23 protein-coding genes are annotated in these 24,410 nt (G+C 56.4%); 6 read left to right on the forward strand and 17 right to left on the reverse strand.

The window, feature by feature from the left end; all coding sequences use genetic code 11:
* Positions 1 to 20: 20 nt before the first annotated feature.
* From R5L00_RS14570 to R5L00_RS14595, 6 genes are all read right to left on the reverse strand, one after another.
* Complete coding sequence (locus tag R5L00_RS14570) at positions 21 to 1,415, reverse strand: TolC family protein (protein ID WP_258192575.1); 1,395 nt, start codon at positions 1,413 to 1,415, stop codon at positions 21 to 23.
* 40 nt (positions 1,416 to 1,455) lie between these two features.
* A complete protein-coding gene (locus R5L00_RS14575; RefSeq protein ID WP_317652507.1) occupies positions 1,456 to 1,935 on the reverse strand; it encodes a copper-binding protein in 480 nt (159 codons plus the stop codon).
* A gap of 172 nt (positions 1,936 to 2,107) precedes the next feature.
* On the reverse strand, positions 2,108 to 2,593 hold the full coding sequence (locus tag R5L00_RS14580; protein ID WP_317652508.1) for a hypothetical protein: 486 nt from the start codon (positions 2,591 to 2,593) through the stop codon (positions 2,108 to 2,110).
* A gap of 290 nt (positions 2,594 to 2,883) precedes the next feature.
* The gene (locus R5L00_RS14585; RefSeq protein WP_317652510.1) at positions 2,884 to 3,438 is read right to left on the reverse strand and encodes a hypothetical protein; all 555 of its coding nucleotides are present in this window, start codon (positions 3,436 to 3,438) and stop codon (positions 2,884 to 2,886) included.
* Between the two features lie 7 nt (positions 3,439 to 3,445).
* Complete coding sequence (locus R5L00_RS14590; RefSeq protein ID WP_317652512.1) at positions 3,446 to 4,411, reverse strand: hypothetical protein; 966 nt, start codon at positions 4,409 to 4,411, stop codon at positions 3,446 to 3,448.
* Positions 4,412 to 4,548: 137 nt separating this feature from the next.
* A complete protein-coding gene (locus tag R5L00_RS14595; RefSeq protein ID WP_317652513.1) occupies positions 4,549 to 7,053 on the reverse strand; it encodes a hypothetical protein in 2,505 nt (834 codons plus the stop codon).
* A 450-nt stretch (positions 7,054 to 7,503) separates the two neighbouring features.
* Between R5L00_RS14595 and ppk2 the strand changes: the two genes are divergently transcribed.
* The gene (gene ppk2, locus R5L00_RS14600) at positions 7,504 to 8,352 is read left to right on the forward strand and encodes a polyphosphate kinase 2 (RefSeq protein ID WP_317652514.1); all 849 of its coding nucleotides are present in this window, start codon (positions 7,504 to 7,506) and stop codon (positions 8,350 to 8,352) included.
* Between the two features lie 118 nt (positions 8,353 to 8,470).
* On the opposite strand, the gene R5L00_RS14605 is transcribed toward ppk2, so the two are convergent.
* From R5L00_RS14605 to R5L00_RS14615, 3 genes are all read right to left on the reverse strand, one after another.
* Positions 8,471 to 9,541, reverse strand: coding sequence for a DUF6607 family protein (locus R5L00_RS14605; protein ID WP_317652515.1), 1,071 nt, complete (start codon positions 9,539 to 9,541; stop codon positions 8,471 to 8,473).
* Between the two features lie 800 nt (positions 9,542 to 10,341).
* Positions 10,342 to 11,364, reverse strand: coding sequence for a class I SAM-dependent methyltransferase (locus R5L00_RS14610; RefSeq protein WP_317652516.1), 1,023 nt, complete (start codon positions 11,362 to 11,364; stop codon positions 10,342 to 10,344).
* Between the two features lie 20 nt (positions 11,365 to 11,384).
* On the reverse strand, positions 11,385 to 11,996 hold the full coding sequence (locus R5L00_RS14615; RefSeq protein WP_317652517.1) for a TetR/AcrR family transcriptional regulator: 612 nt from the start codon (positions 11,994 to 11,996) through the stop codon (positions 11,385 to 11,387).
* Between the two features lie 225 nt (positions 11,997 to 12,221).
* Here R5L00_RS14615 and R5L00_RS14620 point away from each other — a divergent pair, with 225 nt between their 5' ends.
* The gene (locus R5L00_RS14620; RefSeq protein WP_317652518.1) at positions 12,222 to 12,629 is read left to right on the forward strand and encodes a hypothetical protein; all 408 of its coding nucleotides are present in this window, start codon (positions 12,222 to 12,224) and stop codon (positions 12,627 to 12,629) included.
* A 478-nt stretch (positions 12,630 to 13,107) separates the two neighbouring features.
* Here the strand turns inward: R5L00_RS14620 and R5L00_RS14625 are convergent, their stop codons facing one another.
* From R5L00_RS14625 to R5L00_RS14635, 3 genes are read right to left on the reverse strand one after another with little or no spacing between them, the layout of a single operon-like run.
* Positions 13,108 to 13,755, reverse strand: a complete 648-nt coding sequence (locus tag R5L00_RS14625) for a YeeE/YedE thiosulfate transporter family protein (RefSeq protein WP_317652520.1) — start codon at positions 13,753 to 13,755, stop codon at positions 13,108 to 13,110.
* A gap of 18 nt (positions 13,756 to 13,773) precedes the next feature.
* Positions 13,774 to 14,292 (reverse strand): YeeE/YedE thiosulfate transporter family protein, encoded by a 519-nt coding sequence (locus R5L00_RS14630; RefSeq protein WP_317652521.1) that lies wholly within the window; start codon positions 14,290 to 14,292, stop codon positions 13,774 to 13,776.
* A 28-nt stretch (positions 14,293 to 14,320) separates the two neighbouring features.
* Positions 14,321 to 15,724, reverse strand: a complete 1,404-nt coding sequence (locus R5L00_RS14635; RefSeq protein ID WP_317652523.1) for an MBL fold metallo-hydrolase — start codon at positions 15,722 to 15,724, stop codon at positions 14,321 to 14,323.
* A 256-nt stretch (positions 15,725 to 15,980) separates the two neighbouring features.
* Here R5L00_RS14635 and R5L00_RS14640 point away from each other — a divergent pair, with 256 nt between their 5' ends.
* A complete protein-coding gene (locus R5L00_RS14640) occupies positions 15,981 to 17,927 on the forward strand; it encodes an ATP-dependent DNA helicase (RefSeq protein WP_317654195.1) in 1,947 nt (648 codons plus the stop codon).
* Positions 17,928 to 18,278: 351 nt separating this feature from the next.
* Entirely contained in the window at positions 18,279 to 19,016 is a 738-nt protein-coding gene (locus R5L00_RS14645) for a hypothetical protein (RefSeq protein ID WP_317652524.1), read from the forward strand.
* A 230-nt stretch (positions 19,017 to 19,246) separates the two neighbouring features.
* Here R5L00_RS14645 and R5L00_RS14650 read toward each other — a convergent pair whose 3' ends face one another.
* The 5 genes from R5L00_RS14650 to R5L00_RS14670 form a co-directional block, all read right to left on the reverse strand.
* Positions 19,247 to 19,480 carry a hypothetical protein gene (locus R5L00_RS14650; protein WP_107693104.1) on the reverse strand — a complete coding sequence of 78 codons (234 nt, stop codon included), beginning with the start codon at positions 19,478 to 19,480 and terminating at the stop codon, positions 19,247 to 19,249.
* A gap of 268 nt (positions 19,481 to 19,748) precedes the next feature.
* Complete coding sequence (locus R5L00_RS14655) at positions 19,749 to 20,036, reverse strand: hypothetical protein (protein ID WP_146164564.1); 288 nt, start codon at positions 20,034 to 20,036, stop codon at positions 19,749 to 19,751.
* 45 nt (positions 20,037 to 20,081) lie between these two features.
* Complete coding sequence (locus R5L00_RS14660) at positions 20,082 to 20,312, reverse strand: hypothetical protein (protein WP_317652525.1); 231 nt, start codon at positions 20,310 to 20,312, stop codon at positions 20,082 to 20,084.
* A gap of 46 nt (positions 20,313 to 20,358) precedes the next feature.
* Positions 20,359 to 21,333, reverse strand: a complete 975-nt coding sequence (locus R5L00_RS14665) for a hypothetical protein (protein ID WP_107693101.1) — start codon at positions 21,331 to 21,333, stop codon at positions 20,359 to 20,361.
* A 58-nt stretch (positions 21,334 to 21,391) separates the two neighbouring features.
* Complete coding sequence (locus R5L00_RS14670; protein ID WP_317652527.1) at positions 21,392 to 22,276, reverse strand: S8 family peptidase; 885 nt, start codon at positions 22,274 to 22,276, stop codon at positions 21,392 to 21,394.
* 523 nt (positions 22,277 to 22,799) lie between these two features.
* Here R5L00_RS14670 and R5L00_RS14675 point away from each other — a divergent pair.
* Positions 22,800 to 23,432, forward strand: coding sequence for a hypothetical protein (locus tag R5L00_RS14675; RefSeq protein WP_317652529.1), 633 nt, complete (start codon positions 22,800 to 22,802; stop codon positions 23,430 to 23,432).
* A 473-nt stretch (positions 23,433 to 23,905) separates the two neighbouring features.
* Positions 23,906 to 24,202 carry a hypothetical protein gene (locus tag R5L00_RS14680; protein WP_107693098.1) on the forward strand — a complete coding sequence of 99 codons (297 nt, stop codon included), beginning with the start codon at positions 23,906 to 23,908 and terminating at the stop codon, positions 24,200 to 24,202.
* Positions 24,203 to 24,410 lie beyond the last annotated feature (208 nt).

Below are 24,410 nucleotides of genomic sequence, written 5' to 3' on the forward strand. Positions count from 1 at the left end.
GCTATAGGCGTGCGATCTGGTTATTCGCTGTGGTTACCGGTCTGGTTGTTCGTATGGTTATTCGGCGCCTTGCCGGTGAGCAGGTCAATTTCCGCCAGCGTCTTGTTGTAGCTGGCCATGGCCTGCACCAGGCTGATCTCGTAGTTGAATACCGTCATCTGGCTATCAAGCAAAGTGAGGAAATCGACCCGATTGACGCGGTAGGCTGCGAGCGCTGATTCAACCGTCAACCGGGCTTGCGGCAGGATCGCATCCTGGTACAGCCGGGCCGATTTCATGGTCTGCTCCGCAGCCGCCACCTGCTGCCGTAATTGGGCACCCACCTCGTTGCGTTGCGCCTGGTAAATGCTCAGGGCCTGATCGCGCGTGGCAAGCGACTCCAGTTCGCGAGGCTCGAGCTTATTGCCGCGCCAGACGGGCAGATTAATCGCCACGGTAAGGCTCACCATGTCCGGTCGCCGGCTGCCGTCGAGCATGTTGTCGCGCTGGCCGTAGGACATGCGCACGTCCAGGTCGGGGTAATAGTTCTTGCGTGCCAATTCCAGTGCCTTGTCATTGCGCGCCACCAGGCTTTGCAGCGCCAGCAGCCGTGGGCGCTGTGCAAGGGCCGCCGCTCGCAAGGACTCAACATGCAAGGACTGGTCGTTGAAGTCATTCAGCAACGGGGGCTCGGGTACAGGCGCAGCCATGTTGGCGCTGCGACCCAGCGCCCGGATAAGCTCTGCCTCGATCGTCGTCCGTTCGCGTGCGAGCCTGAGCAGCTCATCCGTCATCCGGGATACCTGGGTCTGCGCTTTCAGCACGTCCGTCTGGTTTCCGCGGCCGACCGAATAATGATCTTCCGCAATATGGAGAAACTCATCCAGGATCGATTTATTTTTCTCGACCAACCGGGTGAGCTCAAGCGTCAAGCCCAGATCGAAATAGGCTATTTTGATTTCACGCGTGACGCGGTTTACCGTCTCCGCATAGCCGTGTTCGACGGCTTCCGCATCCTTGGCCGCGACATCCTTGCGCAAACCGCGTTTTCCGGGAAAGGGCAGGCGCTGCGACAGACCGATCATTTTCATGGTCATGTCCTCTCGGTTGAAGGTCGACGAGGCCAGCGGCGCATTGATCACCCCCGCTTCGAGCACCGGGTCATCGAGCGCTTCAGCCGGCGATATCCTCTGCCGCGCCGCTTCGCGCTCCCGCAGTGCAGCCTGAACCTCCGGACTGTTCTCCAGGGCCTCGGCGATCAGGGCACGCAGGCCAGGAAAGTCATTACTATTTGCTGTTGCAGAAGCGCCCGAGGGTATTTGTGGCACGGCGCGCGTGGGCGCTGCCGTGCCAGTCCAACTGGAAATTTCGCCGTGGGCTTGCGACTGAAGCAAGGCAAGGGTTAGTGCTGCCGCGATGATTTGCTTGTGGATCACTGCGAATCCTCCTGTCCATGGGTGTCCTGCCGGTTGGCGTTTACTTCCGCCATTTCACGATGACGTAGTCCGAACCGGATTTTTCCAGGAAGAATTCCACTGCGTCGCCTTTCTTCACCTGGTCTGCCAACGCGCTTTCCTTCAAGCGAAATGACATTGTCATTCTCGGCCAATTTAAAGCGGGGATGGGATCGTGGTTCATTTTTACCGTGGCATTAGCCCGGTCGATGGTCAGCACTACTCCTCTGCCAGGAATGAGACCTGTAGCGGCAGTGGCGGCCGTGCTTGCGGCCGCGGCAGAACCAGCAGCCAGGGTCAGGGCATCTTTCCCGGATCCTGATGTGAGCTTCTGCTTCTGTAAAAACCGATCGTCGGATAATTCGGTTGGGTATCGCGGCGAAATATTGACAGGCGTGGGATCAACTGGAGCCGCATAGGTGATTGGTCCGCCAAATGCCAAGGCGGGCACCCATGCGAGCGCCAGCGCCAGTTGCCGGGCAACAGAGAATTGAATTGTCATTGCAGCCTCCTGAGTGGGGGACTACCGCGAAAACGGATGAGCGATAGCCAGCCCGACGCGCTTTGCGACCCGTGCTTGCCCGGAAAAAGGCAGGACGGTGGGACGCGCGGCTAATGCCACGTAACGACGGCGGTTTTGCCGTTGTTACGGACGGATTTGTGACGTCGAGTGATTAAGCTAGAGGGGGACGTTGCAACTGCTCAAGAACGAGCAAGGTGAAGCGGGAATTGAATAATACGGCGTAGGAGGCGCCGTCGCCGGGCAGCGTGGTAGAAGCAGCAGAGGGAATCGGGGCGGTACAACTTGCCTGGCAGGGCGTACCATCGCACTTTGGTATGGGCGTACTCTCGCCAATACCCTGTACCGATTCGTGGGCGGCGTCGCCGGCGTCGCCGGTACCAGCAGTCTGCTCGGGGTCGGGAATCTCCTGGGTATCAGGTGCGGCATTCATGGCTCCCGCGCATGGCAACATGCCGGGAATGGCGGGTACGCTAGCCCCTGGAGCTTCGGGGGTATTAGTGGTAGTGGGCGTATCAAGGCGGCCGATGCTCATCTCCTTGTCTTTCAGGCAAAGAGACATGGTCGCAGCCATGGCCCCTTGCAGGGGGAGCCATAACATGATTAAAACCAGTACGAGTTTTCGCCAGGGGGCAATCATGCTTTCCAGTATAGATGACGTTCCCGGTTAGTCAAGCATGGTAACCTGCGAAATCATACCAGACGCAATCAGTGTGACGAATAGCTGAGCATGGGATCACAAGAATATTTGCGATGGCTACAGCCGTCACGATAATGCGTGCCCAAGCGTATCCAATATGCCGGCCTCAAGCGCCGGTGTCTGTCTGCTTACGCGAGAATATTGAGACCTGGGGGATTGCCCATTGGGATTTCGACTGCTAGGCGATTCGCCCAACGGGACTTACGAGGTGGGGGCGCCCGGCGATGTTCTCAGGCGATGTTGAGGGGGATACCGCGCGCCTTAAAGCGCCTGATCTCTTCGTTGCGGCCGCGATCGTCCAGCGAGCGGAACAGCGACTGATCGTATTCCCGGTTGACCAATTGCGAAATGACGATAAAAGCCAGATCACATATACGGCCGCGCACGTCGCGTTCGATGTATTCCGGCATATTGTCTGGCAGTGGCCGGGTATCGTCCAGCAGCTTGTCAAGATCGGATTTAACCGCGGAAAGGGTTTCGCGCACCGTCCACGCCTCTTCGGCGGCAAGCAATGCCCACAGGATTTCGAGGCCCTCCTTGCGGGCGTTGAGTCCTGCCGTGCCCAATTTGGCAAGCAGATGCGAAACGGCATCCGCTTCGAACAGACATAGAATCCGCCGCGCGTTGTACGCTTCCAGTGTCTGGCTCTGTTCCAGCGAGTCGACCAGTTTCGCCGCGTTTGACGCATCGCTGAGGATAATCGCCCTAACAATCGGGGATTCGGTCACATCCTGTGTTTTCGGCGTGCGCAGGACTTGCGTGAGCATTTGCGGGGGGATGGCCATTTCTACCTCAATAAATGTTCACGATGCCTGAGTCACTGACGCCATTCAACGCTTTAACCACCGCTTTTGAGCCTTTTTTGGAGACGGGGTCGTGCCCCTTGATCAACACCTGTTCCAGGAACATGGTCGCATGCGTGGTAGCGCAGACGAACCCCGTCATCAAAAACTTGCACGCCGACTTGGCGGCTTTGCGCCGGTTGTCCAACGGCTTGAAGAAATGTACATGGCTGGAGCAGGAAGCCATGAACAATAGCTTGCACGCCAGCGATGACTTGTCGAGATCGGCTGAGCCGACCTGCACGGAGGTTTCGAACTCGGGGGGCTTGCGTGGCAGGATGTTGTAGAAATGCCGGCCCTTGAGAGGCTTGTCGCCGCGCGCTGTCGTGGTGGTTGAGAGCTTGGCGTAACAGGTATCGAACAAGCGCCAGGCGCCAGCCGCGGAGCACGCCGCTGCGGCTGCGATCTTCTTCGCCTTGATCGCTTTCTGCTGCACTTTCGCATTCGCGGCGGCGGTGGCCAGGGCTGCCGGCAGGAAAGCCTTGGGGCCGGAGGTGGTAAGGTCGTATTCCGCGGGCGTGACCGAATGGTGGACGAGGTCGCCTATGCATTCCGTATCGGTCGCGTCGTAGCCCATGCGAAAATGGACTCCCCACGGGTTGACCGGAAATGTCTTCGTGTCCGGCACCTTTGGCGTGCCCGCCGGCGCGAAAGCCGGGCCCTGGCCGTAACGTGAGTGGCCCTCGTACACTACAAAAATATCGGCGGTGTCCAGCGCCTTGGCGAATTCCGCCTTGGTATACACCACCTCCACTTCGTGTGTAACGCCTTTCGCGCTTGCGCCTTTCGGATACGTCCATGCCGAAACCGCGCCTTTTTTCGGGTCGCATTTATCTTTCAGAAACTTAAGCAGCGCTATCCCCTGACCCACGTCTCGAATTTCGACTCCCTCCGCGATGACGATCTTTTGTGCCATGGCCCTACCTCATCCCTTTCCACACAAGGCTGATCCAAGCCGCCAGAACTGCCAAGAGCCATAAGAGCTCTTCAAAGCTGCTTTCAGCTACGCGCGACGTTTTGCTGCCTGCTGCGCGCCGCCCGCTCAGCTATCAGCTACGGAATGATGACCTTCAGCTCGTCATACACGAATCCATCGGTCGGCACGGTGACATCAAATTCATCCACGACCGGATATACCCCTTCAGGTTTCGCCGGATCGGCCGGGGCGCCCGGAGTCGATTCCACGGTTACATAATCCGCGCCATTCATGCCCAGTTTGTCCTCGCGGCCGCGGTACTGCTCGATTTCCGTCAACAGTCCGGCAAGCGGGCCCGAGGTGATGTCGTAGCCAACTTCGCCTTCCATATGCTTGGCGAGCCACTGGATCGCCTCGCGCTCGCGGCTCCTGCGCATCGGGACGCAGATGCGTGCCCACGGGCTATTGAGAAACTCGTTTCGCCGCCGGTCGCCATCCAGTTGAATCAGCCAGCCGAGCGAGCTGCCCAGGGGCGCGGGGTCGCTCTCAGCGGTAATTTCATAGGCTTCACGCTCGAGCCCCACGGTCTTGGAGGCGAATCGCGGTTTCCACCACGACGGATGGGTATAGGTGAAGATGCCGTCGATATCGAAGTAGCGATGGAAATACTCGATCTCCAGCGGGGTGGGTTCGCTCGGATCGTCGCCGCGGCCGAACAGGTAGCTCACCATGCGGTTCATGACCTCGTAGCGCTCCTCGCGCCGCAGGTCATTCGCGGGACGACTCTTGATCTTGCTTTTTTCAGTGATGAGGGCCTTGTTCTGCTCAAACTGCTTCTGGAGTGCCTCTTCGGTGATCTTGGCGACTGCGGCCTGACGCTGCGCTTCCCAGGCGGCCATCACGCTTTCGGACGGTTTCCAGACGTAGCTGTAGTTCACCTGCACCGGCGCGCTGTCGCCGGGCAGGACGCCAAGCTTGGCGGTATAGGTGCGGGTGCCCGGGTCCCATGTCGATCCCAGGTCGAATTCATTGTGCGGCGCCGGAGAGAGATCATCCTTGCCGCCCCCTTCGAGATCGGTGATGTTGTCGATGCGCAGGCCGGTCACGTCGCGGTCATCGCCCGGCTTGACCACGATGGTGACGTAGTACATCTTTCGGCTGGAATCGTACAAAATGCTGGTCGAGGTCGAGTCGGACTCAACCCCGCCCCCGGGCCGCGGCGGAACACCCGGCGGGATCTCCGGCACCGTGATCGGGCCTGTCTCCCGGAAGTGGACGAAACGGCTGCGCGCCAGGCCGGTGCCGGGGTTGCGCAGATACAACTGCCACACCAGTCGCGGACCCAGATCCTGCACCTTTACGCTCACGCGCCGGAGCACACGCCGCAGTCCATAGCTGACCGGCTGGGGGCTTTCATTGCGGATTACGCGCCTCGTAGTAGTGGTCTCAGTGACTTCGGTTGTATCCCGCGTTTTGATGCTGAAGCTCTTGGTGATGCGCTCCGACGCCCGCTTGGTCACTTCTTTCAGGCGCCGAGTGGAGTATTCGCGGCTGCGCTGCGAGCTGACGCCGAAGCTCGCCGATGCGGACGCGCCCACCTGCCACACCCCAACTCCACCGGATGCGCTCGCCGACATCGAGGCGGAGACATCCTGCTGCACCATCGATGAAACTTTGTCCGATACTTCATCCAGGTTCTTTTCTTCGACTGCCTGCTCGCTCACGATTTCCAGCCCCTGTTCGAGAATCTCCTCATGAATCTGCTTGCGTACTGTCTGGTAAATCACCTCCAGCGTTTCGAGGGGGGCAACGGTGAACGCCTCCTCGATGGGCCCCACGCCTTCCTCCTTGTTGAAGTAGAGCTGCCGGTAATAGTGCGCGATTCCGATCGGGGATAACGCCTCGTGTATGCTGATTGCTGCCGGCCACATATGGGGCAAAACGGTTCCCCTGAAATTGGTGTTGGCCAGCATCAATTGCATCAGGTCTTTGTCGGGCTGGGCGACCCACTCCTGCGCGGCTTTCAACAGGTTTTCCTGGATCACGTCCCGGGTGCCGATGAAATCGAAATCTGGCAACCTCGCGCCGAGGCGGCTCGAAACGGCCATGGGGATGGTTTTTAACCCTTGGGTGAATGAATTGAAGCGGGCTGATGCAGCTGCCGCGCCCGCCCGACCGGCACCGCCAGCTCCGGCGGCTCCGGCGCCTCCAGCGGCTCCAGCGGCTCCGAGGTTGGCAGCCTGCTCACGGGATAATTGGGCGGGATCAGTCAGGGAAAACCCGTTCAGGTAGACATCTTTCCCGATTGCGACCGCATTGGGAAAATTAGGCACCTCCACCTTCTGTATCGCTTCCGGAGGAATTGCCCGGCCATGGATATCGATCGGCACCCGCAATTCCTGACCCCTGAATTCGAAATCGATCTGTGCCGGGAGGGGCTTGCGGAGTGTCTTGCTGAGCGCGAGGGCGGATGGTGTTTTTCCATCGAACTTGATAGCTGCTGCTTTTGGCAGGCGGTACGCGACCGAGTTGGAGATGAACCGGATGCCGATGAGTGAAATCCAGCGCAAAATAAGCGGTTCATACGCTGCCACGGTCATGGTGGCGTATGCCTCGGTAAAACGCTTCAATTCTGTAGTCATGGTCTTCTCCTTGATCTTTACTCGGTCTTTGGTGCAACGCTGGCGCTAACGGTAATGGGCGAGGGATTTCACAACTGCGGTCATTCACCGCTCTCAGGTGTTTTGTTCGGCGCGCGACACAACACCGGCAAATCCGGTTGGTACAATCTGTTCCGCTTGAATGATAAAAACGATTTGCTGCAATCGAGCCGGCAATGCATAGAATATAGGTATAGATGAACTTTCCATGGATGGCAATTGAAGTGAGGCTTCGTGTCACTTCCTGGGAAGGAGTTCTGCTGCCCGCGGACCGATGCGCGCCCAAACGGGTCCGATAGGAGCCAGCGGCCTTACGATGTGATAGCCTGCCGTGATCCGATGGATTTGAAGTTGCAGTCATCCATTCCTCTTACGAAAGCCGGTAATGAATGCATAATTCACGGTTGAAACCACTCACTCGACACCACGGCCATGAGCAAAAAAGGCGACAAGAAAGAAAGCGGCACGAAGAAAGAAAACGGCAAGGCTGGCAAACTAGCCACCAGCAAGCCGGCAGTCGAAATGTCGAAGAAAGACTATGAAGAAACGCTATACCGGCTGCAGATCGAGCTCGTGAAGCTGCAGCGGCATTTAATCAAAAGCAATGAAAAGATCGTGGTCATCTTCGAGGGTCGGGATGCCGCTGGCAAGGACGGGACGATCAAACGCATTACTGAACATTTGAGCCCGCGTGAAACACGCGTCGTGGCGCTGGGCAAGCCTTCCGACCGGGACCGCAGTTCGTGGTACTTCCAGCGCTATGTTCAGTATTTGCCCGCCGCGGAGGAACTGGTGCTGTTTAATCGCAGCTGGTACAACCGGGCCGGGGTCGAACGGGTCATGGGTTTCTGTACTAACGATGAGTATGAGGAATTCATGAGTTCCGTATTAGAATTCGAGCATATGCTGATCCGCTCGGGCCTCAAGCTCCTCAAGTATTACCTGGACATCAGCAAGGCCGAGCAGGCAAAACGCCTGGAAGGGCGCAAAAAGGACCCCCTGGCACAGTGGAAAATCAGTGCGCTTGATGAATACGCACTGAAAAAATGGGATGAATACACGCTAGCGCGCGACAAAATGCTGGTGCACACCCACAACCTCATCACGCCATGGATCATTGCCCACGCCGATGACAAACCGTCTACCCGGATCAATGTCATCAAGGACATGCTCAGCCGACTGGAGTATGAGGGCAAGGAAGAGCGGCTGGTTCTGCCGGACCCGAAGATTGTGGCAACGTTCGACGCCTCCTTTATCGAGGAAGGCCTTCTAGCAAGATAAGCGCGAAAACGCCCCTACACTTGGCGCGCCTGCCTCGGGGGTCTCTTCGAGGGGCTGGGAGCCTGGACCAGGGACACAAGGACACCAGGGACTCCGTCGTGGCACCTCCAACCAGATTTCAGTGAGAGGAACTATCAGAATGCTTTGTTTGAGAAGCAGGAGTTCCAACGTTCACGTATTTGCGGAAAAGCTCGTCAACCTTGGTTTTGTATTTATCCAGCCGAGGGTCCTTGCCATAGGCATCTGCGGTTTCAAGTATTGCCTTGTTGAAGTCTTCATCGCCGGTGCGCAAGGATAGCGTCAAGGATCCGTCTTTAGCGAGTGCTCTTTCCCAGCGGGCACGGATATCCGCCCAGAAGCCGCTAGTCGATTTCCAATAGTCCGAGGCGGGTTTAAAGTCGTAACCGTCAATGCGACGGTACTCATTGAAACCAAATTCCCGCACGAGTACCACGTCCTTACCATCCTCTTTGCGTATTACTTTGGTATTGTCCTGCTCGTGCGTCCAACCCTGGGGCGTGATGGTATGCCGGTTCTCCCCATTGATCAGTTGGTAGTCGTCGCGCTTGGTGTATTCGCGCCGTGGCAAGGGCCGCCAACCGCGTTCGGAGGTCCAGGTTGAAACCCCATATCTGTGGTTCCATTTTCCGCTGCCGGAGTAGCGCGGCGCATCATTTACCTCGTATACCAATTGCGTCCATGTGCCCGGGATTCCGGCCGCTTCCCTTTGCCGTGGCTCGACGCGCTGATTACCTACATAAACCCAGTGCTTCGGTGATTCGTACACCCAGTCCTGGCGCCAATGCTTGGTGATCGTGCCGCCACCCATGACAAGGATATGTTGCAGCGAGATACGCTTACCCGTGTCTTCGACCAGCAATACATGCTCGAACGCGCCGCTGCGTTTGGGATCCTTGCGGGTGTAACCCGGCTTTAACACAACGGTTTCATCGAAATTGAATCTCACCTGGTAGTTGCCCGGAATTGCGAGAATCGCCCGGCGATCGCACTCGAACGCATTCTCTCCGGCTGCACACCCCGCAACGGGACGTTCGACAGTCGGGTAGTCGGCGGAAGCTGCTACGGAAGCCGGGACAGAAGCTGTTTTTGCTAGAAATGATTTCCCTGCGCATGCACTTAACAGGGGCAATAAAAGCAAGCAGGCTGCAACCTTTGATGCGCGTTTCATTCGTATCTCCTGGCCAGGAACCAAATTGATAAGACTGATAAGACCTGAAAATTTCACAGTTGTTGCCACGCAAAAATCGCCGACCAGGCTTTGTCGTCGCTTGGGCTCTACCCCTGCCGGGCGGTTTTAGCCTGTGAGGCGGCTGGCTTGCTGGCGGGCTGGCTTGGTTGCTGGCTGGCTGGCGGGCGGGCACCTGTATTACGGTCTGCTACCGGTGTGACATTGTCACTGTAAACAGGTTCGGGGGAATGCAACAGGTTGTTGCTGGTTCAAGGTTCTTCACTCTGGAGCATCGGGCTCTCCGTATAAAGGCATTTTGCTATTCCCGGGAAACATCGCTGATCCGGCGGTTCATTACTTCCAGCTGCGCATTTGCCACATTCCCGGAGTAATTAGTCAACAAGCAGGTAAGTTTAACTGGAAAAGACGAGGTTCGTAAGATCCGGGCGGATATTACGAACCTCAAGGAGGTGATGAACCTAAGGAGAAAAGAATGAAAATACACCACGTACTACATGCTTATCAGAAACAACAAGCAGCTTTAGTATAGAGACCGCGGATCAGCTTTGGAATGCGACATATTGCCGCGCGACAATATGTCGCACCCGCGCGGATTGTTCGTCGAAACCAGACAACCACGCGCCCCGCTTTGCTCTGTACTACTTTAACCATACCTATTTTTGCGCCTCAGGGCGGATATGCGAGCTAAGGCTGAGGAGCAAAGGCAGCCATATAGGCGATAGGCGATAGGCGATAGGCGGACGCGGCATATTTCCGGATCGCTCCAGGTTTTCGGCACTTCATGTGGCGGCCGCGAAATACGCCTTGAAAGCATAAAATGTGTCGCCGGGGATAAGTCTCGTCGTCTGAACATTCCGATAGCCCGCATCCTGCAACTGATGGACTAGTTCGTCCACGGCGGGTAATCGCCCGCCGGTTGCAGTTGCCGCGCCCCATAGATTTAGCACCTCGATCCCCAGGTTCCCTCCCTGGCAGCAGGTCGTCATTAGCAGAAAACCTCCGGTTTTGATGAATTTCCCCACCTGCCGCAGGAGAGTAACTCTATCTTCAACCGGAAAATAATAAATATTGTTGTAAAGCGTTACGATATCGAAAAGCTCGCCAGCAGTCTTTCCCCTGATGTCTCCGATTTCAATCCTGGCCCGGTCCTGCAAGGCCCACTCACGAATATTCCGGCGGGCGACTTCGGCGACGTGCGGCTGTAATTCCAGTCCCAATGCTGAAAGTAATGGGTTCCTTGATGCCGCATACTTGATGTAGAAGCCAGAGCCGCAGCCGATCTCCAGCAGGCTAACGCGCCCGGAAACGGGAAAGGTACGATCGATGGCACCTGTCTGGAATGCTTCCAACACCCGTGATGACCGCGCAATCACTTCTCCATCCTGATCTTTCAAACCCCAGAATTCCCCATTTCTCAGTTTCTCGGGGGTACGGGAGATCAATTTGTAATGAAGATCGGCCACCTCCTGCACCAGGGCCAAGGCCGCGTCATTCTGCGGCAACGCCAGTTTCTTTGCCAGGCCCCTCAGATTGTATCCTCGTTGGCTCAATTCCAGGAAACCGAGACGAACGCCCAATTGCAACCAGGCTTCCAGCGCCTCGCGGCCCTTTGGATCCCTGCAATACGTCCCAGCCAGTTCTTGCCCACTCACGGGCCCGTGGGACAAAAGATCGAACAAGCCGCTATTTTTAGCCGCGGCTAGATAAGAGAGCTTGTAGAAGTTTTTGAACAATGCGCTGGTGCAGGTCAACGTAGAAAGTTGATCATTTTTGAATAATTTCAGGAACGGCTTTATAGACATGAGGCCTCCGTGATGAGCCACTATTTGATGTCCAGCCCATGCAGGAATAGTTCCAGCATGCGATCGAATTCAGTGTTCAGGTCCAGTCCCGGCGTGTGGAGCCAGCGCAGCAGCGCCGCGAGATGAAGGTATTGCAGATAATAGGCAAGCAATGCGGCGTTTTGCGCCGAGCTGAATTCACCGCTCAGCTGCCCGGCTGAAATAAAGTTAGTGAAGACCGAATCCAGCCCGCTTTCGCGCTCCGGCGTCTCTCGCATTCCTACCTCCCCGAGGCAGAAACGTAAATAGGGAGCCAGGTAGTCGCGATGCGCTACCGACCACTCAGCCGAGTGCCGGAAGAATTCATGCAAGCGTTGGACGACGGTCGGTAATTTAGCCAGGTCGGCCAGCAGCATCGGGAGTTCGTTAACCAATTCACGATGGATGCGATGTCTGAGCAGTGCCTCCTTGACTGGAAAGTGCTTGTACAAAGTCGCTTTCGCAACGTCGGCTACGTCGGCAACGCGTTCCATGGTCACTGCGTCAAACCCATGCATTTTAAACAGGGCCCAAGCTGTATCGGCAAGATGGTCAGCAATCTGCTGCCGCTTGCGTTCTCGTCGGCCGGAGGCGGCCACACTTGAATTCTTCAAGATACTCCGAAGAATGATTTATATAAAGATATACAACGTATGCAAGTATACATCGTATATCTTATATTTCAATATTAATTAGCACAGCTGTATTTCCGATACTTTACACATACAAAAGTTGACAAAGTGTGATCGAATTGTGATAATTTGTGCCTTAGATAAAGCACTTCGTGATGTTTGGCCTCATCAATCAGTGTCTGCGCGGCAGTGTTTAGGCAAGTCAGCGTGAAAACAGGAAAAGTGTTCGTTATGGCCGCCACCCTGGGGATACTGTGTGCATGCGCACCGATGAGCCCCTATGAAGCGGTGAACAGCCCCGCTGTTCTAAAGATAGTCGAGAATGCCCGCACGACGGGGGATCATGCTGCATTGAGCACGTATTTTGAAAATCTGGCGGCGGAGATGCGGATCAAGGCCGAGGAACAGAGGAAACTTCTCCAGCATTACCAGGAGAAAAGCTATCTCTACGGGCGGCAAGCGCAGGACCAGCAGTCGCATACGTGGGCCTTGATGCACAGGTACGAGCAGGCGGCAAAGACGAGTCTTGGCAAGGCGGCTTCGCACCGGCAGATTGCGGCCAGGCTTGCGCGGGAGAGTGGGAACGCTGCACCTCGTCCGGATCGAGGACGGTAGAGAGCTTAGGGTCGGTAGACGCTCGCCCTGACGGCAGCTCTGACCTCAGCCCTCCCCCCGCGCTCTGAAAGCAAGTAAAAAGTAACTAAGCGTTTCAGTAGATCGACGCCCAAAGTATCGGGGGCGCGTTATTTTATTGTTCAGGCAGTGCCGCATGGCCAAGCAACGGGCCAATCAGCCTGCCTTAGCCTGCTTTAGCCTGCCTTGGGCGAAACCCGCCTGAAGGTCATGATGCCAGGGAGGTAATTTTGCGAAACATCTGGTTACCGGTTGCCATACTTGCCATCTTTCTGCTGATCAGCATTGCCGCATTGGCTGGACTCGGGAGGAATATCGCCCAAAAACGGGACGCTTACAGCGATCCATTATGCAAGGCATTCATGGACAAAACCCCCCAGGCCGTGGACAACATGGCGGCCAAAAATCCGGGTGGACAGGAAAGGAACAAGGAGGAGCACGGCATGTCAGGGCCTGAGCCTTATCGTGCCGTCGGAAAAAACGTTTCCAGTAAATACAGGATCGCCGCCAGAAGCGGTACAAACCAAAGTATGAAAATGATCCGTCGCGCGCCTACCAGTTCGGGCAGCATGATTTTGCCGCGGTTGCCCCACTTCAAAATAGTTGAATCCAGAAAACCCGACATTTCTGCGTAGAGATAACTGCCTGCCAATAAGCCAAAAACGCCCGCGATGGCATCAAAATTCCCCTGCCCAAGCGCTGCGGCCCCTGTACCCGGGCAGTATCCCAGCAATCCGAAGCCAACTCCAAAGATCAAACCACCGATTATGTTAGCCGCGTAACGCGTCGGTTTCACGTGCAGCTCTACAAGTTCCAATGCATGCAGCGAGAAGATCCCGATCATGCCGGTAGCTATTGCCGTTAGCATGATCTTCATTACCGTGAAATCCGTCAGGAACAGGGCGCCCATCAGCACCTCGTACTTGGCCACCCCGCCTTTTTGAAGCAAAAACCCGAATATCGTGCCGAAGAAAAGGCCCAGCATGATCTGATGCGCTGCCTCGGGATTGAATTTCTCCTGGCGGTCTTCCGTCAGGGAGCGGGACACATTTCCACTGAGGCTTTCCTCGGTTTCGTCTTCCAGGCCACCCGGTGCGACTGAGTTCATATTTGCTCCTATTCGATCCTAGATGCCGAACATGAGGTTCGCGGTAACCGCTCCGCCAATGAAAAAGCACATCAGCGCGATCCATGACCCCACCGATAGCTGCATTGTGCCGCTGATGCCATGTCCGCTGGTGCAGCCGCCCGCGAGACGCGCCCCAAACGCCATGACCGCTCCGCCGAGGAAGGCTACTCCAAGCCTGAGCGCATGACTGGAACCGAAATGTTCTTCCCATAGCTGAGGTATCCACCGGCCGGTAAACTCGTCCCCCGTATACGCCGCGATATAAGCACCCAAAAGTATCCCGAACAGGAGCATCACGTCCCACTGGATCTTGGGTTTTGTTTCCTGGTAGAACTTCAGCGACTCGGTATGGCGTTTTGAAAACAGTTTTCCGATAAGCCCGGCAACCCGGGCATAGGCCGTCGACGCGCCAATCGGCTGGTTGGAGAAATAAAATGTCGCCATCGACAGCACCCCGATCAATGCGCCGACCAGATAGGGAGACCATGCGCCGACATCGCTTCCACTGTAGTCCATGATTGCCCCCTATCTTGAAGTGGACCGGCTAGCTTTTGCTGCCGTTATTCGGGTCAGTTGGTTTGGCGGGCTTTTCAAGCGGGAGATGGAGAGCCTCCCAGGCCTTGAGGCCGCCCAGCAGGTTGGAAACGTTCATGAATCCGCTGCGCCTGAGAATGCTTGCAGCGAGGCCGGCGCGATGGCCAACGCTGCAATGCACCACCAGTTCATCTTCTTTCGGTAGCGGAGGAATTTTTTCTTCGAGGTCACCGACATAAATATGGAGCGATCCGGGTATGCGTTTTTGTTCCCGTTCATGGTCATCCCGGACATCCAGCACGCTGATACGGTCCTTCTGCATCCGTTCGGCGCACTCCTGCGCGTTGGTGGTGCCCAACCTGTCGAATGCAAGCCCCTGGTTCCGCCATGCTTCTATTCCGCCAGCCAGCACCCCTTCCACGCGATCCAGGCCGATACGCGCGAGGGACGTTACCGCTTCATGAATATGCCGGGGCTCCTCGACTACCAGGAATATCGGGGTGTTCTCATCCGCTATCCATCCGGCAAACGCAGGAAGGCCCTGCAGCCAGACGTTGTATGATAACGGTATATACGCGCCGGCAAAGGCATCCGGCGGGCGGCAATCGATCACGATACCCTCCTTCATCCTTTCGTGGAATTCACGGGGCTGCAGCATGCGCACACCGCTTCGCGGGCGCGGTCTTCCTCCTTGCAAATTCACCTTTTCCATCTGGGAAAAATAAGGCGGACGAGGCAGCTTCTCCGCGACCTTGTGGTCCATGAACGCCTCGCGGCTGGTTTTAAAGACCAAATTTGTTTCTTTTTCGATGCCGAGCGTGGAGTCGTCACGATCGGAAATGCTGCCGCCGCAGGCGGAGCCGGCTCCGTGCGCTGGAAAAATCAGGGTTTGATCGCCTAACAGCGCGATCCTTTCATGGATGGAATCATAAAGGATTCCAGCGTTTTCCCGTGTCTTCGCCGGGTCTGAGAGATCCGTACGCCCGGTGTCGCTGACAAACAGCGTGTCCCCGGTAAAAATGCCCCAGCATGTCGCTCCGATGTCCTTCGTATAAGCGGCATATGCCATGCTTTCAGGAGTATGCCCGGGCGTTTCCAGTGCAACGAAGCGCGTGGTGCCGGCCTTGAGTTCCTGTCCGTTTTCGAGCTTGATATCCGATTGGCCGAACAGTTCGTGCTTGCCGGTGACAATGTGGGCGCCAGTAGCGTCCGCCAGCGCGCGCGAGCCGAATTCGAAATCTTCCTGACGGTGCGTTTCGAAAATATAAGCGATGCTCAAGCCGTTGTTTTGCGCGAGTTCAAGGTATTCCTCGACATCCCGGCGCGGGTCGATCACCACGGCTATTCCTTCTCCGCAGCCGAGTATGTAAGAGTTCTGTCCCAATCCTGACGCTTTCAGTCTTTTGAAAAACATGCGCCGCTCCAATTTTCGCCAAATTTCGCCCCACAAGCTCTACTACCACCCGTCATTCGAACGCTAATTAAAGTATCAGGGGGACCTTGCATGGTCAGTACGATCGCACACATAGATGGGTAGACGTGGCATGAGGCAGGCAATGGAACTGAAACACAGCCAATAGTCCAATTGCCGGGGGGGATATCCAAGTGGGTATGCGGTGCGTTCTGCGGAGCACTGCGTTATCATGGCGGCAGTTTTTCCGACCTTGCCCATGCCCGATATCGATTCGTTCTTTTCACCCGAGGGCCCGCTGGCGCGGACAGTGTCCGGGTACAGTCCGCGCGCGCAGCAGCTGGAGATGGCGCGGGCAATTGCTGAAACCATCGCGGCAAACTCCGTCCTGGTGGCCGAAGCGGGTACCGGCACGGGTAAAACCTTTGCCTATCTGGTTCCGGCTTTGCTCGGCGGTGGCAAAGTAATCATCTCCACCGGCACCAAGACCTTGCAGGATCAACTTTTCAATCGCGATATTCCGACCGTGCGCGCTGCGCTCAAGGCGCCGGTCACCGTGGCGTTGCTGAAAGGGCGGGCGAATTACGTTTGCCATTATCACCTGGAGCGCACCGTGCAGGAGGGGCGGCCCAGTCTTGCCAGCCGCGAAGAGGTGAAATATCTCAAGCTCATCGAGCGCTACGCAAAGGTCAGCAAAAGCGGCGACAAGAGCGGCCTGAGCGAGGTGCCGGAAAATGCCGGTATCTGGCAGCAGGTGACTTCCACCCGCGACAATTGTCTCGGTTCCGAATGCCCTCATCACAAGGAGTGTTTTGTCATGGAGGCCCGCAAGCAGGCGCTGGCGGCGGATGTGGTGGTCGTCAACCATCACCTCTTTTTCGCCGACGTCATGCTGCGCGACGAGGGTCTCGCCGAACTGCTCCCCGCATGCAACACGGTCATTTTCGATGAAGCCCACCAGCTGCCGGAAACCGCCAGCCTGTTTTTCGGCGAAACGGTCAGCACCAGCCAATTGCTGGAACTGGCGCGCGACACGGAGGCTGAAGCATTGCGGGGGGCGAAGGATTTTGCCCCCCTGCCCCCGGCCATCGCGGCGATGGAGAAAGCCGCGCGTGACTTCCGTCTGACGGTGGAGGGCGAGAATACCCGCATGCCGCTGGCGGCGACAATGAAAAATCCGAAATTCGGCATTGCTCTCGATGAGCTGCTGCAAAAACTTGATGCGATGACAGAGATGCTGGAAAGCCAGGCACAACGCTCGGAAGGCCTGGATAACTGTTGGCAGCGGACGCGCGAAATCGGCGCCAGCATAAAGCGATGGCGTAATGAGGCCGAGGCCGAGGGGTTCGTTCGCTGGGTGGAGGTGTTCAGTCAGGCCCTGCAACTCAACGCGACGCCGCTTTCCATCGCTGAAATTTTCAACAAGCAGTTAAGCGGGTCCCCGCGCGCATGGGTATTCACCTCGGCGACACTGTCAGTGAAAGGCGATTTTTCACACTATACCAGCGAGATGGGCTTGAACGCTGAGTTGGTGGCGGCGCGGTCGGCCTGCTGGGAAAGCCCGTTTGATTTCGCCAATCAGGCTTTGCTCTATGTCCCAGCCGGCCTCCCGGATCCCAACAGCCCGAAATATACGGAAGAGGTGGTGAAGGCGGCGTTGCCGGTATTGAAGGCCAGCCGTGGACGCGCATTCTTGCTGTGCACCAGCCTGCGGTCGATGACGCGCGCACACGAGCTGCTGCTGGAAGCATTCAAGGCGGAACAGCTCGACTATCCGGTATTGCTGCAAGGCCAGGGCTCGCGTTCCCACATGCTGGAGCGTTTTCGCAACACGGCCAACGCGGTACTAATCGGTAGCCAGTCCTTCTGGGAGGGGGTGGACGTGCGCGGCGAAGCCTTGTCCCTGGTGGTGATCGACAAGCTTCCCTTCGCCCCGCCCGATGACCCGGTGCTGGCGGCCCGTATTGATAAAATCAACAAGGAGGGCCGCAACGCCTTCATGGAGTATCAATTGCCGCGCGCGGTTATCAACCTGAAGCAGGGAGCGGGAAGATTGATCCGCGACGAGAGTGATCGTGGCGTGCTGATGATCTGCGATCCGCGCCTCATTACCAAACCCTACGGCAGGAAGATCTGGCAAAGCCTGCCGCCCATGAAGCGTACGCGTGTGCTCGGCGACGTGGAGTCATTTTTCGCCAAACGCTGAACGCATTGGATAACATCTTCGGGAGTTTCCCTGAAACATCCGCTCCAGATTGCCGTTTGACTCAACAGCTTCGCCTGTTTTCGTATGCCACCGTACAGATTCAGCTACAGAAAACATGAATACTGCTCGCCAAACAGCTGAAATTGCTGGTTTTGCAACATCATTGTTTTTGCCGCTCCGGCCCCGGCGCTCGCCGGACGAGATACGCAGCACTGGCATTTGCCGGGGCAAAGAACTTCAATTCAAAGCGATGAAAGCAGGGTATCTGCCACACTGAAATCAGCCTACACCCGATAAGCCCAGTCTGCTTCGGCATACCCCTTTCTCACATGGCTTATAGGCGATGCGAGCATGAATCGGATGCATTCCTTCATTCGTTTTGCGATTATTCTGCCCGCGATTCTCGCCGGGCTAGGCCTGCCACATCATGCAAGGTCGCAGGAAGACCGGCCTGAACCGATGGTGTACGATCTTGTTGATCCGCTTGGCGCCACTAAAGGTAAAACGGAAATCAATACTTTGATGGCCTATTCACCCCGCACAGGCGAGATGGCGTGGTCGCCTGAGATCGAATATGCATTTGCCAAGGGTCATTCAGTTGAGTTTGAGCTACCGATGGAAAATACGACCGTAAACCAATACAAGGTTACAGTGCAAGGTTATTTCGGCGAGTTGATGAAGGGCCGCATGCTTCACGGCTGGCAGGCCGGAGGGCGGCGCATAAACGATGAAAAGGCCTATGCAGCGGAAGTGCTCTACCTGAATGACTACAAGTTTTCAGAGAAGTGGAGCATGATGAATATGCTGGGCGTCAGGCACACCGCAATCGGTAAATCCGGTGATTTCATAGGCTTGCTGAATAACAGCCTGTTTTATAGTTTCAGCAAGCGTTTTTCGTTTGGGGTGGAATTAAATAGTGAAATTGGTGCGCGGAAGTACCGCTACCAGCTGACGCCACAATTCCAATACAGCATCAGCAAAAACGGGATAATCCAGATTGGCGGTGGACCGTCGCAGCTGACAACGCAATGGAACGAGGAGAAAAAAACCGAATGGCTGCTCATTTCCCGTCTTATTTATGATTTTTGATTGGTCGCACAGACGAGTCATAGGCAGAGCTTCTTCAGGGAACCGGTTCCAGCAGGCAGCAGGTCAATAAATGTGCTTGGGCGAGCAGCCATAGCGTGCCAGGCGCACCTATTTTAACCGCCCCTCGCGTCCCATGAGGTCCCATGAGGCCGGAGGGGAACCGTTCGGAGCATCGACCGCATTTCGTCACTCAGGAGAAAAGAGTGGAGCTTGCGAAAAACGGACGCCTCCTAGGAGCGGTCACGCAGTTCCGTTACCCCCTCCTGTCCGGCGCAATGATTACAGCAGAACATAACGCCATTCTTTTCAAGCCCGTGCCCCACGATTCTTACCTTGCAGTGCGCACAAGCCGGCGCCAAGGTACTGATAGCGCACTCGAAGCTATCGAAAGTATAGGTTTTGCTTGCGGCGATCACCTGAAACGATTTGTCATAGTCATTCCCGCATGCATCGCATTTTGGCATAACGCCTCCTCTATTTTAGTGAACGGACAGGTGCATCCCCGAGGATGCTCAACAGCCTGAATACCTGGCTGGTTGTGCATCGCCTGTCGGCAAATTAAAAGTGAAAGGTATTCGCCTCCTTTGCCGACAGGCGCATCCTGAGACATGAGTCGCCGAATTGGCGCAAGTATCCAGCGAGGGAAGCGGGGCCGGCATGTCATTCGCTAGAACCGCAATTGCTTCAGGCCCCCTTGAGTGTTCGCATGTGAGTGTTCGCATCTAGCCGCATCTAGCCCAAGGTGAGCACCGGCTCATGGCACAGAATCCAGGGATAGCCATCCGGGGTACGCTTGCATTCGCAGTTTTGCAACGGATGAGTTCGTTGGGAGGTACACACGAATCTTCCCAGCGACGGCACATAACCGCAGCATCGCATCAATGGAAAAATATCGAACCCCCTCCAGATCTGGCTCGGGGTCACCTGCATCGAACCTGATTTACTGGCAGGCGCCCTTCCCCGGTAGGTATTCACGGATGGGCCAAGCGAGGCTTCCGCATTAAACAGTGGCATGTTCATTTTCATTTCCTCCTGATCACATCATAAAGGGCAACCCCCTTATCCTTAAAGATCGCCCAGTACCGCATGTATTACGCGCATCGCGCCTCCTGACGTGCAGACGCAGATATCCGTTGCGGCGTCGCATTCACAGGTCCAGTCCCGCAGCTTGATGCGTTGGGGGATAACCAGCCCTCCATCGGGCGTGCTGACCCCGTCTGCCATCTGGCGATAAGGCGCGTTGATATGCCCGAGCGAGGCTTCGGCCGTAAATCCCGGTATGGTCATCGTATTCATTTTGTTACCTCCTTGCGGTTGGTGCTTCAAACAGTCGTGGTGGCGGTTACCGATCGTAGTAAGGCGACATTTTGGTCACCAGGAATGGAAATTCCTCGGTGGCGTCAACGCGCACGAAAAACTTCTCGGTAAAGTCGGTGTTACGATTGGTGTAGGAGAAGATGGCCTTGTAGATCCTGCGGGTGCTGCTCAGCGATGACGGCACGACTTCCACCCCGGTGAGCGAACAATCTGCACCGTATTTTTCCGCTGTCTTCGCATAAATAACCTGATAACGCATCGCGAGATAGTTGAGGACGCGATGCTCGTCGGTCGCGCCCGCGTTATCCGTCATCTGCATGATGCGGTTGAACAGTTCTTCGGCGGCGGGTCCAAATTGTTCGTCGCCGACGTTTTCCGGCCTGGGAATGGCCTTGATCAGGGCATCGTGCGCGAACGAGTAGATCTGGTCGAAAGCGACAATGGGAACCATGAGTCCGTTGCATATTTCGGGCGGCGCGATGGGCCCGCGCAGGCCGATAACCACGTCGATATCGTTTGGGGTGGGCGCCGGGCGGATCGCGTCGATCAGCATATCGATATCGGCCGGGTCGCGCGGCTGCAGGAGATAGGTTTCCAGTCCCTGTATGGTAAAGACCCAGCACAGCTGGCGTACCAGGTAGCGGTTCTGGCGTTGCGACAGCACCTCATGAAAGGCTTGCTGATCGGTTTTTCCCGCAGTGTCGGCACGGCCCGTTGCCTGTGCGAATTCCTTTTCGGCAGCAAGATTCGGGAACCGGGCCTCGACCCGGCCGATGGCGTAAACATACGAGATCACGCCGCTGCCATTTTGTGTCATTCCCGCTGCGCCGCCGCAGCTACATCCGCCGGCGCCCGTCTGCGGCGCGACCGGCATGTTTGACCGTGCCTCCTTGAAAGGGGCGGATGCGCGCGTATCCTGCCCCGTCATGTCTTGTCTCATTGTATTCGCCGTATTCGCTTCCCCCATCGGTTGTTCTGGTGTCTCGATCTGTTCGGTCATTTTTTCTCCTCCCAATAGTCAGAGTGTTGTTAGGACTTTCGTCCGTGCCCCCGCTTCATTACGCGCTACGTTGCCATGCGCGCGAGCCAAGCAGGATCTGGTAAGCCGCCTCGGCATCCAGCAGAGGCGGAACGACGGAAGCCCGCCGGGTACTGGAGCAGTGCGTCAGGGCAAGTTTGATCTGCGCCGCGTTCAGGGAGGGAAATTGCGACCACAGCAGCGCAATGGCCCCGGTAATAAATGGCACCGCTACGCTCGTGCCTGAGAGGCTGATGAAGTTGCCATCCGACCCCAGGCTCGTGATCCCATCGCCGGGTGCGCTCAGCCCACGCCTGCCAATTGACCCTCCCAGGTTCGATTCGTTGAGCGGACGCCCGCGCGAATCACAGGCCACTACCGGAATCACCCATGGATGACGCGTTATCGGGGAGGTCCCCAACGTGCCCTGGTTCCCCGCTGCCGCGACAATCAGCACGCCCCGGTGAAGCGCTTGATCGAGCGCCTGATCCAGCATCCATTCGCCCCTGGTGGACGGCTGTGCCAGGGCCACGCTCAAATTGATTACGCGCGCGCCGGCATGGATGCAGTCCAGGATTGCTGTGGCCAGCTCCCCTGGCGTCGCAGCCGGCATGTGTTCCTGTCCGGCACTGGCCTCGCTGAAGATGGGGCGAACGAGGAGCGTGCAGTCAGGACAAATGGCGGGTGCCGGGGATGTCCGCTTCGCGGACAAAATCCCGGCGATGAATGTCCCATGCAGGCAGGCCATGCTCTGGTTCCGGGTGCAGCTCGCCTGGTTGGGTGCGGCGATCTTGCGCATATGCGCCGCGGCCAATTCGGAATGCTGGGTAAAGACCGGACCATCGATGAGCCCGATACTGATCTCGGTGCCGCCGCTGGTGCGTTCCATTAACGCGCTGAGCCTGATGAGTTGCGTGGGGACCATAGGTGGGGGGAACCAGAGAACTTGCAGAAATACCACTGGGGAAGGAGGGGTTCCGTTCGATATCAAACATAGTGGAAGTAATGTACGTCCCGCCCCACAGTCTTCAAACCGTCCCCTAAAAGCGCGCAATTTGCCTTCCCAACCCAAAACCTTTTCTGCCATGCTGGCAGGAGGCTCGCACCCTGCACTCACGTCGTTATCGCAGCATCTTGCGCAGACGATTTACCGCTTCGGCCGCCGCTTTTCCGCGCATTTGCGCAACTCATTATTTTCGATTCCGCAATGATGCTTCGTTTCGCCGGAACAAAATCATCCTTACAATGCGTGGCGACTTAAATAACGGATTGACTCTGGCAGAATGGGGCAAAATTACACATAAGCCAGGCGTTGAAGAGATGCCGTTGTTGCTATAACGCCAGCAAGAAGCTCATGTCCGACAGGCTGATTGATAAGCCGGAATGATCGATCCTGAGACGATATTGGGGGGCAATCGGCTTTTAGCCACATCGGTGCAGAAGAAACCATGATCGAAACGGAGAAAAAATTATCGATGCGAGCTCGTCTCCTGTTTATCGGGATCGCTACGCTGGCGGTCATGCTTTTCGTTGGAACGCAGTTTCAGGTGAGCTCCCAGGGAGACTCCTCCACAACCTATCCAAAAGGCTTTCGCGGGGGTACCTGCACGATCGAATCCGACGCTCTGCTGGTCGGTTACTCGGCTTATTTCATTCCGGCAGACTATGCCATCCCCGAGAACGCAATAAGCGCGGTATCTGTGCCGGTGTTGTGCGGCAAAGTACCCAAGCCGGGCACGCTTGGAGTCACCATCGACCTGCTCTACCCCGAGTCTGCGCGCAACCGGCCGCTGGCTTTGAGCCTGGTCAGGATGGAGGAGAACGCATCGAAAAGAACGATTTTATCCATTCCTCCCAGATCTTATGAAACTGGCATTCTCACTCATGTGATGCAGATCGACTCAACCGGCGAATACAGGCTCTACCTTTCCGGGAAGAATGAAAATCAGGTGGAGTTCCGCCTGGAGATACCGATTACCGTCGGGACGCCTTGGTACGGGGGTATTGCTACGTTCTGGCCGATGCTGCTGCTCACCATTGCAGCCATCGTCTTTTATAATTTCAGGAAGATATTTGATTGATTGCAGTGTGACGAGTTAATTCGCGGCGCGAGCAAGCCATCCAGTCGCAGTCACCGCTCAAAGGTGGAACGAGGCGCTCCCTACCCTGCTCTTCCGGGAAGCTTTGGAGAACGGCATTCTTGTTTCCCGGGAAAATACCTGATTTTCCTTTCTGGTTGCTGGCGCCCTATTCAGGGCGCACAGGCCTCGCCTGTCAATTCCGCATATCCTTTTTATCCCTTGGCTGGTTCCTGCTTACCGCTTCCACCGCTGGGCCTGGCCCATTACCTGTCCATGACCGGCGGTTTTAATGGAAAGGCTTACCACCGGTACAAAGGTACAAAACGCGAAACGATCCAGCGAGTAGCTGATCAATACAGCGCCTATACCACGTGCCCTGCTTCTATCTGGTCTGCGTGTGTGCCGCCGAACAGAACTAGCTTCAGTCCTGGCGTACACTGTCCTTCCATTCATAAAAACAGGAGATCACCATCATGAACTATTTGAAACCTGTTCTGGTTGCCGCGATGCTGTCGTGCACCCTTGCGGCCTGCGATTCGAAACAGGAAAACAAGCGCGAAGCAGTGCTGGAAAAGAAAGCTGACATACTGGAAAAAAAAGCCGATATAGCGCGTGATCAGGGCGAAGCCAAGGCCGACCGTATTGAAAAGGCAGACCCCGGGATAGAGAGCAAGTCGACTGACCGCGCCGCGGAAGCCGCACGCGATACCTCGGAACGCCGGGCTGACCAGTTGGAAAATGAGGCGGACCGGGTAAGAGAAAAAAAATAGGGCCAATAGAGCCCCAAACTTTTACGGTCTTGCCGAGTGGCCGGCATTTAGCAATGGATAGCGGGCTGCACAAGGATGATGGTCGGGTGTGAAAACGTATAGAGCCTGACCATTGTCGGGGCTCCGCTTTCGGGATAAGCATTTCCTGACAGCAAGCCCTGTCCTGCATGCTGCTCTTGTTGCTGTAATGGCGCCTCTCACGGAGGGC

The organism is Nitrosospira sp. Is2 (genome assembly GCF_033095785.1).
Classification (GTDB): Bacteria; Pseudomonadota; Gammaproteobacteria; order Burkholderiales; family Nitrosomonadaceae; genus Nitrosospira.